General features: G+C 72.6%; 14 protein-coding genes. 5 read left to right on the top strand and 9 right to left on the bottom strand.

What is annotated here, in order from left to right:
- Positions 1–62: 62 nt before the first annotated feature.
- The 3 genes from ACZ6C6_RS06735 to ACZ6C6_RS06725 form a co-directional block, all read right to left on the bottom strand.
- On the bottom strand, positions 63–2,282 hold the full coding sequence (locus tag ACZ6C6_RS06735) for an NADP-dependent isocitrate dehydrogenase (RefSeq protein ID WP_469199808.1): 2,220 nt from the start codon (positions 2,280–2,282) through the stop codon (positions 63–65).
- A gap of 100 nt (positions 2,283–2,382) precedes the next feature.
- Positions 2,383–3,408, bottom strand: coding sequence for a glutathione S-transferase family protein (locus tag ACZ6C6_RS06730; protein ID WP_469199806.1), 1,026 nt, complete (start codon positions 3,406–3,408; stop codon positions 2,383–2,385).
- A gap of 10 nt (positions 3,409–3,418) precedes the next feature.
- A complete protein-coding gene (locus ACZ6C6_RS06725; protein ID WP_469199804.1) occupies positions 3,419–4,897 on the bottom strand; it encodes an MFS transporter in 1,479 nt (492 codons plus the stop codon).
- Positions 4,898–5,019: 122 nt separating this feature from the next.
- On the opposite strand from ACZ6C6_RS06725, the gene ACZ6C6_RS06720 reads away from it, so the two are divergent.
- Positions 5,020–5,415 (top strand): TOBE domain-containing protein, encoded by a 396-nt coding sequence (locus tag ACZ6C6_RS06720; RefSeq protein ID WP_018102867.1) that lies wholly within the window; start codon positions 5,020–5,022, stop codon positions 5,413–5,415.
- A gap of 3 nt (positions 5,416–5,418) precedes the next feature.
- Here the strand turns inward: ACZ6C6_RS06720 and ACZ6C6_RS06715 are convergent, their stop codons facing one another.
- On the bottom strand, positions 5,419–5,964 hold the full coding sequence (locus tag ACZ6C6_RS06715) for a DUF1697 domain-containing protein (RefSeq protein WP_469199802.1): 546 nt from the start codon (positions 5,962–5,964) through the stop codon (positions 5,419–5,421).
- Positions 5,965–6,111: 147 nt separating this feature from the next.
- On the opposite strand from ACZ6C6_RS06715, the gene dhaK reads away from it, so the two are divergent.
- From dhaK to ACZ6C6_RS06695, 4 genes are read left to right on the top strand one after another with little or no spacing between them, the layout of a single operon-like run.
- Positions 6,112–7,104: a dihydroxyacetone kinase subunit DhaK gene (gene dhaK / locus ACZ6C6_RS06710; RefSeq protein WP_469199800.1), complete on the top strand. Its 993-nt coding sequence runs from the start codon at positions 6,112–6,114 to the stop codon at positions 7,102–7,104.
- Positions 7,105–7,132: 28 nt separating this feature from the next.
- Positions 7,133–7,747 (top strand): dihydroxyacetone kinase subunit DhaL, encoded by a 615-nt coding sequence (dhaL, locus tag ACZ6C6_RS06705; protein ID WP_469199798.1) that lies wholly within the window; start codon positions 7,133–7,135, stop codon positions 7,745–7,747.
- Entirely contained in the window at positions 7,744–8,148 is a 405-nt protein-coding gene (locus ACZ6C6_RS06700; protein ID WP_469199796.1) for a PTS-dependent dihydroxyacetone kinase phosphotransferase subunit DhaM, read from the top strand. Before dhaL ends, ACZ6C6_RS06700 begins: the two co-directional genes overlap by 4 nt.
- 28 nt (positions 8,149–8,176) lie before the next feature.
- Positions 8,177–8,689, top strand: coding sequence for an NUDIX hydrolase (locus ACZ6C6_RS06695; protein ID WP_469199794.1), 513 nt, complete (start codon positions 8,177–8,179; stop codon positions 8,687–8,689).
- Here ACZ6C6_RS06695 and ACZ6C6_RS06690 read toward each other — a convergent pair.
- The 5 genes from ACZ6C6_RS06690 to ACZ6C6_RS06670 all read right to left on the bottom strand — a co-directional run bounded on the left by ACZ6C6_RS06690 (position 8,667) and on the right by ACZ6C6_RS06670 (position 12,702).
- The gene (locus ACZ6C6_RS06690; RefSeq protein ID WP_469199792.1) at positions 8,667–8,789 is read right to left on the bottom strand and encodes a hypothetical protein; all 123 of its coding nucleotides are present in this window, start codon (positions 8,787–8,789) and stop codon (positions 8,667–8,669) included. The two genes, ACZ6C6_RS06695 and ACZ6C6_RS06690, sit on opposite strands and share 23 nt — an antisense overlap.
- Before the next feature lie 69 nt (positions 8,790–8,858).
- Positions 8,859–9,899, bottom strand: coding sequence for an NAD(P)-dependent alcohol dehydrogenase (locus ACZ6C6_RS06685; RefSeq protein WP_469199790.1), 1,041 nt, complete (start codon positions 9,897–9,899; stop codon positions 8,859–8,861).
- A 79-nt stretch (positions 9,900–9,978) separates the two neighbouring features.
- A complete protein-coding gene (locus ACZ6C6_RS06680) occupies positions 9,979–10,746 on the bottom strand; it encodes an SDR family NAD(P)-dependent oxidoreductase (RefSeq protein ID WP_469199788.1) in 768 nt (255 codons plus the stop codon).
- On the bottom strand, positions 10,743–11,411 hold the full coding sequence (locus ACZ6C6_RS06675) for a TetR family transcriptional regulator (RefSeq protein WP_469199786.1): 669 nt from the start codon (positions 11,409–11,411) through the stop codon (positions 10,743–10,745). The genes ACZ6C6_RS06680 and ACZ6C6_RS06675 overlap by 4 nt, the downstream gene beginning before the upstream one ends.
- 79 nt (positions 11,412–11,490) lie before the next feature.
- On the bottom strand, positions 11,491–12,702 hold the full coding sequence (locus ACZ6C6_RS06670; protein ID WP_469199784.1) for a PP2C family protein-serine/threonine phosphatase: 1,212 nt from the start codon (positions 12,700–12,702) through the stop codon (positions 11,491–11,493).
- Positions 12,703–12,819 lie beyond the last annotated feature (117 nt).

Below are 12,819 nucleotides of genomic sequence, written 5' to 3'. Positions count from 1 at the left end.
GGTTACGGAACGCCGACGCCCCGGCGCGGCGGAGCCGGCCGGGGCGTCGGGTGACCTTCGGGTCAGGCGAGGCTCGCGATCGCCTGGTTGAACGTCGCGGACGGACGCATGACGGCCGCGGCCTTGGCCGGGTCGGGCTGGTAGTAGCCGCCGATGTCGGCCGGCTTGCCCTGGACCGCGATCAGCTCGTCCACGATCGTCTGCTCCTGCTCGGCCAGCGTCTTGGCGAGCGGGGCGAACGCGGCGGCGAGCTCGGCGTCGCCGGTCTGCTGCGCCAGCTCCTGGGCCCAGTACAGGGACAGGTAGAAGTGGCTGCCGCGGTTGTCGATGCCACCGAGGCGGCGGGAGGGCGACTTGTCCTCGTTGAGGAACGTGGCCGTGGCCCGGTCCAGCGTGTCCGCGAGGACCTGGGCACGGGCGTTGCCCGTGGTCTGCGCGAGGTGCTCGAAGCTGACGGCGAGGGCCAGGAACTCGCCCAGGCTGTCCCAGCGCAGGTAGTCCTCCTTGACCAGCTGCTGCACGTGCTTCGGAGCGGAGCCGCCGGCGCCCGTCTCGAAGAGGCCGCCGCCGTTCATCAGCGGGACGACGGACAGCATCTTCGCGCTGGTGCCGAGCTCCAGGATCGGGAAGAGGTCCGTCAGGTAGTCGCGGAGCACGTTGCCGGTGACGGAGATGGTGTCCTCGCCGCGGCGGATGCGCTCCAGGGAGAAGGCGGTGGCCTTCTCCGGGGTCATGATCTCGATCTGCAGACCCTCGGTGTCGTGCTCGGCGAGGTACGTCCTGACCTTCTCGATGAGCTTCGCGTCGTGCGCGCGGTCCTCGTCGAGCCAGAAGACGGCCGGGTTGCCGGTCGCGCGGGCGCGGGTGACGGCGAGCTTGACCCAGTCCTGGATCGGCAGGTCCTTGGTCTGGCACATGCGGAAGATGTCGCCGGCGCCGACGGCCTGCTCCAGCACGGCGTTGCCCGCGGCGTCCACGACGCGGACGGTGCCGGTGACGGGGATCTCGAAGGTCTTGTCGTGGCTGCCGTACTCCTCGGCCTTCTGCGCCATGAGGCCGACGTTGGGCACGGAGCCCATCGTGGCCGGGTCGAAGGCGCCGTTGGCGCGGCAGTCGTCGATGACGACCTGGTAGACACCGGCGTAGCTGCTGTCCGGCAGGACGGCGATGGTGTCGGCCTCGTTGCCGTCCGGGCCCCACATGTGGCCGGAGGTGCGGATCATCGCGGGCATGGAGGCGTCCACGATGACGTCGCTGGGGACGTGCAGGTTGGTGATGCCCTTGTCGGAGTCGACCATGGCGAGGGCGGGGCCCTCGGCGAGCTCGGCCTCGAAGGACTCCTTGATCTTCGCGCCCTCGGACAGGGACTCCAGGCCCTTGAGGATGCCGCCCAGACCGTCGTTCGGGGTCAGGCCGGCCGCGGCGAGCGCGTCACCGTACTCGGCGAAGGTCTTCGGGAAGAAGGCGCGCACGACGTGGCCGAAGATGATCGGGTCCGAGACCTTCATCATCGTGGCCTTGAGGTGCACGGAGAACAGGACGCCCTCGGCCTTGGCGCGGGCGATCTGGGCGGTGATGAACTCGCGCAGGGCGGCGACGCGCATGACGGACGCGTCCACGACCTCGCCCGCGAGGACCGGTACGGACTCGCGCAGGACCGTGGTGGTGCCGTCGTCGCCGGCGAGCTCGATGCGCAGGCTGCCGGGCTCGGCGATGACCGCGGACTTCTCGGTGGACCGGAAGTCGTCGACGCCCATGGTGGCGACGTTGGTCTTCGAGTCGGCGGTCCAGGCGCCCATGCGGTGCGGGTGGGTCTTGGCGTAGTTCTTGACCGACGCGGGGGCGCGGCGGTCGGAGTTGCCCTCGCGCAGGACCGGGTTGACGGCGCTGCCCTTGACCTTGTCGTAACGGGCGCGGACGTCCTTGTCCTCGTCGGTCTTCGGGTCGTCCGGGTAGTCCGGGAGGGCGTAGCCCTGGGCCTGGAGCTCGGCGATCGCGGCCTTCAGCTGCGGGATCGAGGCCGAGATGTTCGGCAGCTTGATGATGTTGGCGCCCGGAGTGGTGGCCAGCTCGCCCAGCTCGGCGAGGGCGTCGTCGATGCGCTGGTCCTCCCGGAGGCGCTCCGGGAAGCCGGCGATGATCCGGCCCGCCAGGGAGATGTCACGGCTCTCGACGGTGACCCCGGCCTTGGAGGCGTACGCCTCGATCACGGGCAGGAACGAATACGTCGCCAGGGCCGGGGCCTCGTCGGTGTGTGTATAGATGATGGTCGAGTCAGTCACCCTGTGCTCCGCTCCACGTCTGCAACATTGCTTGACATCAAGATATCTCGTGAGCGGCGCGGGCTCGACAGGGCCCTGCCCCACATCGGCCGGAACAGCGCTACGGGCGGCCTTCGGACGGGATCTCCTCGCCGGGCGGCACGGGGCCGGGCGGGGTGCCGTCGCCGAAGGGGCGGCCACCGAGCTGTTCGCGGTGGTGCGGGGTCAGCCAGCCGGAGAGGTCCGGGCCCGCGGGCACGATGCCGGTGGGGTTGATGCCGGTGTGCACCCGGTAGTAGTGCTGCTTGATGTGGTGGAAGTCGACCGTGTCCCCGAATCCGGGGGTCTGGTAGAGGTCCCTGGCGTACGCCCACAGCACCGGGTCCTCGGTCAGCTTCCGGCGGTTGCACTTGAAGTGGCCGTGGTAGACGGCGTCGAAGCGGACCAGGGTGGTGAAGAACCGGATGTCGGCCTCGGTGATCGTGTCGCCGACGAGGTAGCGCCGGTCCGCGAGCCGCCCGGACATCTCCTCCAGGCGCCGGAACAGCGCCTCGTACGCCTCCTCGTAGGTGTCCTGGCCGTCCGCGAACCCGGCGCGGTACACCCCGTTGTTGACGTCCCGGTAGATGCCCTCCATGACCTCGTCGATCTCCGCGCGCAGCGGCTCGGGGTAGAGGTCGGGCGCGCCGGTCCGGTGCAGGGCGGTCCACTCGGTGGCGAGGTCCAGGGTGATCTGCTGGTAGTCGTTGGTGACCAGCTTGCCGCTGGGCACGTCCACGATCGCCGGGACGCTGACGCCGCCCGGGTAGTCGCGCTCGCGGGCGTCGTACGCCTCGCTGAGGTAGCGGATGCCGAGCACCGGGTCCCGGCCGTCCGGGTCGAGCGTGAAGCGCCAGCTGCGGTCGTCCTGGAGCGGGTCGACGACGCCGAGCGAAAGGGCGTCCTCCAGTCCGAGGAGGCGGCGCGAGACCAGGGCGCGGCTGGCCCAGGGGCAGGCCCGGCTGGCGATGAGCCGGTAGCGGCCCGCCTCGACGGGCCAGCCGTCGCGGCCGTCGGCGGTGACGCGGTCCGCGAAGTGGCTCCGGGAGCGTTTGAAGGGCTTGTGGCCGTACGAGCTGTTGCTGTCGATGCCGGCGGAGTCGTTCATCGCGTTCTCCTCAGGAAGCGGCTGCGGGCGGGGAATGCTGTGTACGGCGTCTGCCCCGTCGGCCGCCGCCCACGTCGGCGACCGCGACGAGCAGGGCGCCGACGACGAACGCGACGGAGACGATGAGCCCGTGGTCGTACGCGTCCGACCAGCCGTCTCCGCCGACCTGGGCGAAGAACACCGCTCCGACGGCGGCGATCCCGATGGCGGAGCCGACGCGCTGGCCGGTCTGGAGGGTGCCCCCGGCGCTGCCCGCGGTGGCCACCGGCACCTCGGACAGGGTCAGGGTCTGGTTGGGGGCGATGACCAGGCCGCTGCCGAGCCCCGCGAAGAGCAGCGGAGCGGCCATCGCCCAGCCGGCGCCCCGGCCGGGCACCAGGTGCACGGCGAGCGCGGTGGCCCCGAGCCCGATGGCCACGGCGGCAAGGCCCATGACGACGAGGGGGCGGCCGAAGCGGCCGACGAGCCTGCCGCCGGGACTGGCGGCGACGGCGGAGCCCAGGGCGAAGGGGGTGATCGCCAGACCGGCCTGGAGGGCGGTGTAATGCAGACCGCTCTGGAGGTAGAGGGTCGTGATGAAGAAGATCGAGGTGAATCCGGCGAAGTAGAGCAGGATGAGCAGGCAGCCCAGCCAGTACGAGCGCACCTTGAAGAGCCGGAGGTCCACGACCGGCTGGGTGCCGCGCCTGCCGCACCGGGCCTCCCAGCCGACGAAGGCGACGAGCAGCGCCACGGCCAGGATGAGCAGCAGCCACTTCTCGTCGCCGGGCCACTGCCGGGACTGGACGAAGGGCAGCAGCAGGGTCAGCACTCCCGTGCCGAGCAGGAGCACACCGAGCGGGTCGAGGTCGCGCAGCCGGACCGGACCGGCGGACGGGGTGTCGGGCAGCAGGCGCCGGGCCAGCAGGAGACAGACGAGTCCCAGCGGAAGGTTGACGTAGAACACCCAGCGCCAGCCCTCCTCCGCTCCGGCCGCCTGGATCAGCAGACCGCCGAGCAGCGGGCCGACGGCGGTCGAGATGCCGACCACGGTGCCGAACATGCCGAAGGCGCGGCCGCGTTCCCGGCCCTGGAACATCTGCTGGATGAGGGCGGAGATCTGCGGCGAGACCATGCCGCCGGCCAGGCCCTGCACCAGTCGGGCGATCACCAGCCACAGGCTGGACTGGGCGGCGCCGCAGGCCGCGGAGGACAGCGTGAAGAGCGTGAGTCCGGCCATGAACACGGCACGCCGGCCGCGCGCGTCGCCGAGCCGCCCGGCCGGGATGAGGAACAGGCCGAAGGCCAGGGCGTAACCGGACAGGACCCATTGCAGGTCGGACTCGGGAGTGTGCAGCCCCTCCTTGATGGAGGGGAGCGCGACGTTGACGATCGAGACGTCCAGGAGGGTCATGAACCCGGCGACCAGGCAGACCGCGAGCGCCTGCCACCGTCGCGGATCGGGCGCGTCGTGCCCGTCGGAACCCCGGTCCCCCGCGCTGTCTGCCATGGTTCGCACCCTAGGACGCGCGCCCGGATTCCTCATCTCGGAGGGCCTGACCCGAACGACGGGCCCCGGTCCACCCGGCGGTGCCGCGTACGCGCGGTCACGGGCCGGTTAGGGTACGGCGCATGCAGTCGTACACGATCGGGCAGGCGGCCCGGCTCCTGGGCGTCAGCCCCGACACCGCGCGGCGCTGGGCCGACGCGGGGCGCGTCGCGACCCACCGCGACGAGGGCGGCCGCCGCCTCATCGACGGCCGCGACCTGGCGGCGTTCTCCGTCGAGGTCGCGCAGAACGGCGCGGGCGACGAGGAGGTCTCGTACACCTCCGCGCGCAACGCGTTCGCGGGCATCGTCACCGCCGTGAAGCTGGGCGATGTGGCCGCGCAGGTCGAGATCCAGGCGGGACCGCACCGGCTGGTTTCCCTGCTCACCAGGGAGGCCGTGGAGGAACTGGGCCTGGAGGTCGGTGTGCAGGCCACCGCCCGGGTGAAGTCGACCAGCGTGCACATCGACCGGGCCTGACGCTCAGGCCATGCCCTTCCGGGCCGCGGCCAGGATCTTCACGACGGTGTGGAAGAAGCGGGTCGTCGCGTCACGGCCGAGGACGCCCTCCTGGAAGCCCTTGGCGGCCGGCGCCCTGCCGTTGATCAGGTGCCAGACCACGAAGGCGTCGTGGTCGGTGTGGCCGATGATCTCCATGTCCTTCTTCGGGGAGAGCATCGGCAGGGCCAGGTCCGGGGCGATGCGCTCGGTCGTGAACACCACGCAGCAGCGGATCTCGTCGGTGACCGTGACGTCCTTGAACGGATCGAGCGCGATCAGCTCCTCCAGTTCGGGGACCGTGCGCAGGCACACCGCGACGTCGTAGCCGAGGGCACCGGCGAGATGGCCGCCGATACGCGCGGCGAGGGCGGCCCGGTCGGTCTCGTCGGACTCGAAGAAGACGTTGCCGCTCTGGATGTAGCTGCGTACGGAGGCGAGACCCAGCTCCGTGAAGAGTCCGCGCAGCCGCTCCATCTTCACGGAGCGGCCCGGCACGTTCAGTCCTCGGAGCAGTGCGATGTACAGCAATTCCGGGTCACCTGTTCATGCGGGAGGGGCGCGGGGCGCGGTGGACGCCGACAGCGTAGCCCCGCCGTCTTCGCAGCGGCGCGATCTCGGCCTACGGTGGGAACGGTTCACGCCGTCCGGGTCCGACAGCTCTCCTGGGAGATTCCGTTGCGCATGCTGATCAACGTTCCCGAAACCGTGGTGGCCGACGCGTTGCGAGGGATCGCCGCCTCCCATCCCGGGCTCACCGTGGACGTGGAGAACCGGGTCGTCGTACGCCGGGACGCGCCCGTCGCCGGAAAGGTGGCCCTGGTCTCCGGCGGCGGGTCGGGCCACGAGCCGCTGCACGCCGGGTTCGTCGGGCCGGGAATGCTGTCGGCGGCGTGTCCGGGCGAGGTGTTCACCTCGCCGGTGCCGGACCAGATGGTGCGGGCGGCGGCGGCCGTGGACAGCGGCGAGGGCGTGCTCTTCGTCGTCAAGAACTACACGGGGGACGTCCTCAACTTCGAGATGGCCGCCGAGCTCGCCGAGGAGGAGGGGCTGCGCGTCGAGCGGGTGCTCGTGGACGACGACGTCGCGGTGACCGACAGCCTCTACACCGCCGGGCGCCGGGGCACGGGGGCCACCCTGTTCGTGGAGAAGATCGCGGGTGCGGCGGCCGACGAGGGAGCCCCGCTGGACCGGGTGGCGGCGGTCGCCCGGCGGGTGAACGAGTCCTCGCGCAGCTTCGGCGTGGCCCTCAGCTCCGTCACGACGCCCGCGAAGGGCTCCCCCACCTTCGACCTGCCCGCCGGCGAGCTCGAACTGGGCATCGGCATCCACGGCGAACCGGGCCGGGAGCGCCGGGCGATGATGACCTCCGGGGAGATCGCGGACTTCGCCGTGAACGCGGTCCTGGACGACCTGCGGCCCAGCGGTCCGGTGCTCGCCCTGGTCAACGGCATGGGCGCGACCCCGCTGCTGGAGCTGTACGGGTTCGGCGGCGAGGTGCACCGGGTGCTGCGGGAACGGGGCGTGGTGGTCGCTCGTACCCTCGTGGGGAATTATGTGACCTCGCTCGACATGGCGGGCTGCTCGGTGACGCTGTGCCAGGTGGACGAGGAGCTGCTGCGGCTCTGGGACGCGCCGGTCGAGACGCCGGCGCTGCGCTGGGGCCGCTGATCCGCACGTGACGGACCAAGGAGTGCATGTGCTCGACGCCGATTTCTTCCACCGCTGGATGACCGCGGCCGCCGGTCTCGTCGACCGCGAGGCGGCTCATCTGACGGAGCTGGACTCCGCGATCGGGGACGCCGATCACGGCAGCAACCTCCAGCGCGGGTTCGCGGCGGTCTCGGCGGCCCTGGCGAAGGAGCCGCCGGGGACCCCGGGAGCGGTGCTCGGCCTCGCCGGACGGCAGCTGATCTCGACGGTCGGCGGGGCTTCGGGCCCGCTGTACGGGACCCTGCTGCGGCGTTCGGGCAAGGCGCTGGGCGACGCGCCGGCCGTGTCCCGGGCGGATCTGGCGCGGGCGCTCGGCGAGGGCGTCGCGGCGGTGGCGCAGCTGGGCGGGGCGCAGGCGGGTGACAAGACGATGCTCGACGCGCTGCTGCCGGCCGCGGAGGCGCTGAGGGCGTCGTTCGCGGCGGGGCGGGACGCGGCGGCCGCGGGCGCCGCGGCGACCGTGCCGCTCCGGGCGCGCAAGGGCAGGGCGAGCTATCTGGGCGAGCGGAGCGTCGGGCACCAGGACCCGGGGGCCACGTCGGCGGCGCTGCTGATCGCCGCGCTGGCGGACACGGCGGAGACGGACGGGGGCGCGGTGTGAGCGCACAGGTGGGCATCGTGCTGGTCTCGCACAGCGGGCCGGTGGCCGAGTCCGTGGCGGAGCTGGCCCGCGGGCTGGCGGCGGGCGGGGCGACGGCTCCGGTGGCCGCGGCGGGCGGCACCGGGGCGGGCGGGCTCGGCACGAGTACGGAGCTGATCGCGCAGGCCGCCCGGGCGGTGGACGGCGGGGCGGGCGTCGCGGTCCTGGTCGATCTGGGGAGCGCGGTCCTGACGGTCAAGGCGATGCTGGCCGAGGACGACGAACTCCCGGCCGGGACGCGGCTGGTGGACGCCCCGTTCGTGGAGGGCGCGGTGGCCGCGGTGGTCACGGCGTCGGCGGGCGGGGACCTGGACGCGGTGGAGGCGGCGGCCTCGGAGGCGTACGACTACCGCAAGGCGTAGGACGCGGGCGCCACGCACACTTGACGGTATGACGGCCAAGAAGACCACCCGCCGCAGCGCGGGGCTCCTGTTGTTCCGCACCGGTGCCGGGCGCGGCCTCGAAGTCCTCATCGGCCACATGGGCGGCCCGTTCTGGGCGGGGCGCGAAGAGGCCGCCTGGTCGGTGCCGAAGGGCGAGTACGCCCCCGACGAGGAGCCGGGGGCGGCGGCGCGGCGGGAGTTCGAGGAGGAGTTCGGGCATCCGGCGCCGGACGGGGCGTGGGTGGCGCTGGGCGAGGCGCGTCAGCCGAGCGGGAAGACGGTGACTGTGTGGGCCGTGGAGGGCGATGCCGACCCGGCGACGGCGGTGCCCGGCACGTTCGCGATGGAGTGGCCCCGGAAGTCGGGGACGCTGCGGGAGTTCCCGGAGATGGACCGGTTCGCCTGGTGCACGCCCGAGGAGGCGGCGGAGCGGCTCGTGAAGGGGCAGCGGGTCTTCGTGGACCGGCTGCGCGAGCATCTGGCGGGCGGCGGCGCGCTCAGTGCCGGTGGAGGCGGATGACGGCGAGGCCGCCGTCCAGGTCGACGGTGGAGCGGTGCGGCGGGGCGCCGGCCGGACCGATGACCGGGCCGGGCAGCGTCATCAGTACGAGGAATCCCATGCGGCCGGTCTCGTCGTGCGGGGGCGGCCGGTGCAACAGCCGCCCCCGCGACGACGTGGACCCGTCCGGTCAGCTCTGCGGGAGGATGACCGCCCGGCCGTTGATCTTGCCGGCGTGCAGGCGCTCGTAGGCGAGCGGCGCCTCGGCCAGCGGGTACGTCTCGACGTGGACGTCCACCGCGCCGGTGCGGGCGAGGTCCAGGACCTCGGCCAGTTCGGAGCGCGAGCCCCAGTACGGGGCGGTGACCGTCGTGTTGAACGGGAGGGCGCCGAAGCCCACGGGCAGCGCTCCCCCGCCGATGCCGACGATGGTCACGTCGGAGTCGATGGCGGCCGCGGCGCCGGCGGTGGCTACGGTCGGCGGGGCCCCGACGAAGTCCAGGACGACCTGGGCGCCGATGCCGCCCGTCAGTTCCCGGATGCGGGCGGCCGCGTGCTCGTCGGACAGGACGGTCTCGTGCGCCCCGACGGTGCGGGCGAGGGCCAGCTTGTCCTCGGTGACGTCCAGGGCGATGACCCGGACGGCCGTGAGGGCGCGCAGCAGCTGGATCGCGACGTGGCCGAGGCCGCCGGTGCCGATGACGACGGCGGTGGCCCCGGGCACCAGCTTCGGCAGGGAGCGCTTGATGGCGTGGTACGGGGTGAGGCCCGCGTCGGTGAGCGGCACGGTCCGGACCGGGTCGAGGTCCCCGAGGGGCACGAGGTGGCGCGGGTCGTCCACGATCATGTACTCGGCCATGGCGCCGGGCGAGCCCAGGCCGGGCGGGTTGATGCCGAGCGCGGCGGCGCGCAGGCAGTAGTTCTCCTTGCCCTCGGCGCACTTCACGCAGGTGCCGCAGCCCCAGGGGCCGTAGACGGCGACGGACTGGCCGGTCTCCAGGCCGGTGACTCCGTCACCGAGCGCGGCGATCGTGCCGACGCCCTCGTGACCGAGGGTGAGGGGAAGCGGGTACGGGAACTGGTCCGCGGTCCAGCTCATCACGGCTATGTCGGAGTGGCAGACGCCCGCCGCCGTGACCTTCAGCAGCACCTGCCCGGGGCCCGGCTCCGGGTCCGGCACGGTGACGACCTCGGGTGCGGCGCCGATCTCGCGATACTGAACTGCCTTCATGGGGTCCTCCTCGACCTCTGTGGCTCGTGTGCTGCCCCCCGGAATCCCCCGAACCCCCCGTTGTCCCCCCGCGCCCCGCTCAGGAGGCCGAGTAGCCGCCGTCCACCAGGTGGTAGCTGCCGTGGATGAACGAGGCGCGGTCGGAGAGCAGGAACGCGGCGAGCTCGGCGACCTCCTCGGACGTGCCCAGGCGGCCCGCCGGGTGCAGCGAGATCAGGTGGTCGCGGGCCGGGCCCTCCGTGTTCCGCAGGAGCGGGGTGTCGATGAAGCCGGGGCCCACCGCGTTGATCCGGACGTTCTGGGCGGCGTACTCCAGGGCGGCGGTCTTGGTGAGGCCGACGACGCCGTGCTTGGCGGCGACGTAGGCGGGCGATCCGGCGAAGCCGTTGGTGCCCAGGATCGAGGACATGTTGACGATCGCGCCGCCGCCCGCGGCGACGATGGCGGGCAGCTCGTAACGCATCGAGTAGAAGACGCCGCTGAGGTTGGTCGCGACGACCCGGTCCCAGTCCTCGACGGCGTACTCACCGGTCGGGTTGCTGGGACCGCCGATGCCCGCGTTGTTCACGGCGAGGTGCAGGGCGCCGAAGGTGTCGACGGCGAACCGGACGCCCGCCTCGACGGACGCGGGGTCGGTGACGTCCATGGCCACGGCGGCGGCCCGGCCGCCGGCGCTCTCCAGCGCGGCCGCGGCCTCGCGGGCGCTCGCCTCGTTGTAGTCGGCGACGACGACCGAGGCGCCCGCGCCGGCGAGCCGGTGGGCGAGGGCCAGGCCGATGCCGGAGGCCCCTCCGGTGACGAGGGCGGTACGTCCGGCGAACTCCTGGTCGGTGGGGGTGGTGCTCATGGTGTGCCGTTTCCTTCCGTGGTGCTGGTGTTGCTGTGCGGCGCGGGGCCGGTGAACAGTTCGCCGGCCAGGGCGTCGAAGGCCCGTTCCACGAGCCGGGGCAGCTCGTCGGGGCGGTTTCCGCGGACCCAGGCGGCCTGGGCGGCGAGGAGGGCGCCGGCTCCGGCGGCGACCGTGACGGCGGGCCGCAGATCGCTGAGGGGGTCGGCGCCGAGCCGGTCCGCGACGATGGCGACCGAGTCCGCCTGGGCGTCCACCCGGATGTGGTGGAAGGCCGCGTAGAGGGTCGGTTCGCGCTCGGCGAGGACCAGCAGCTCGTAGATGCGCGGGCGGCGGTGCCAGGCCGGGACCCCGGGGTCCGCGAGCCAGTCCTGGACGGCCCGGTGGTAGGCGGTCAGCGGGGGCTCACCGGCCGGGCGGGCGCGCAGGGCCTCGTTGATGCGGTCGCCGTCGCCCCGGATCGAGTCCAGGACGGCGTCCTCCTTGCTCGCGAAGTACCGGCTGAAGGTGCGGCGGTCCAGGTCGGCGCGTTCGGCGATCTCCTCGACCGTCGCTTCCCGGAGCCCTCGGTCGAGCACGAGCTCGAACGCGGCTGTGGCCAGCGCCTCCCGGGTCCGGCGGGCCTTGCGGCCCCGCCTGTCCGGAATCTTCCGTTCCGCATCCATGTCTCTCACCGTACACCTGAAAATGTCCCGACGCGACAGAAGTCTCGTCGGGACATTGAGTGCCGGTGATCTGTGCGGATCAGCGTCCGCTGAGCGCCTCGGCGGGCCGCATCGCCTCGTACACCGTCGGTACGGACGGCGCGGGGGCCGACTCGGCGACCCGGCTCAGGGCGAGTACGGCGATGTCGTCGCGGCGCACACCGCCGGAGAACTCCTCCAGGTCGTGTCCGAGCGCGTCGAGAAGTGCCTGGGGGTCCCGGCGCGCCCACCGGCTCAGCCGGGCGTCGAGCGGATAGAAGCGGCCCTCGGCGTCGCGGGCCTCCGTCACCCCGTCGGTGAACATCAGGAGCGTCGCGCCGGGCGGGAAGTCGAGCGGTTCCGCGGTGCGGCCCTCGTTGCCGAGTTCCGCCAGACCCAACGGTACCGATGTCCGGCGCAACGGGACGGGGACGGCGACCCCGTCGTGCACCAGGCGGGGCAGCAGGTGGCCGCAGTTGACGGCCTGCGCCCGGCCGTCGCCGTCGAACCCGAGGACGAGCGCGGTCACGAAGCGTTCCTGGTCACCGGTCTGGGCGGCGAAGGCGTTCTGCCGGACGACGGCGTCCTCCAGCCGGTCCACGACACCGATGAGGGAGGGTTCCCGGATGGCCGCCTCACGGAACGCTCCGAGGACGGCGAAGCCCACACCGATGGCCGGAAGCCCCTTGCCCTGGACGTCCCCGATGATCACGCGGGTGCCGTAGGGCGACTGCACGACCTCGTAGATGTCCCCGCCGACCAGATGGTCCTCCTCGATCGGCGTGTACGAGCCGTGGGCGGTGATCTGGTCGGTGGGAATGGGCAGGGGGCGCAGGATCTGGCGCTGGAGGGCGACGGCCGCGGAACGGAGCCTGGCGACCTCGGTGGCGTGCCGGATGCGCAGCACACAGGCGCCGATGCCGAGGAGACACGCCAGCACGGTGAAAATGACACTGCTCGCGATGTCCCAGTTGCTTCCCCCTGCCACCAGGCGCGAGGCGACGGCCACCGCCATGACGGAGGCGGCGACACCGGTGGTCTGGGCGATCGTGCCGAAGACCGAGACAAAGGCCGGTACCACCACCAGCAGGGGCACCAGACGCAGATCCTGGCCCGTCAGAGCGTCCAGGCAGACGATAGCGGCGGTGAGCAGGGCCAACGCACCGAACAACACCCCGTTCCCGACCCGGGGGGCGCGCACGGCGGCCTCTCCGAGGTCGGTGCCGGGAAGCGTCACGCGGGGCGCGGGCCGGCTCAGGAGTCCGAACGTCAAGGCCCTCTCCTTCCGGGATCTGCCGGCCGGATGCCGGCGCGTACCTCCATTCGACCCGGTCGGTGGGGCGCCGCACACGAGGCTTACGGCCCCGGTGGCCCGGCCGAAGGTCCCGTA

This window comes from Streptomyces sp. NPDC041814, assembly GCF_055590565.1.
Note: the sequence above shows the minus strand (reverse complement) of the source record. Positions and strands in the feature narration are given on the sequence as shown.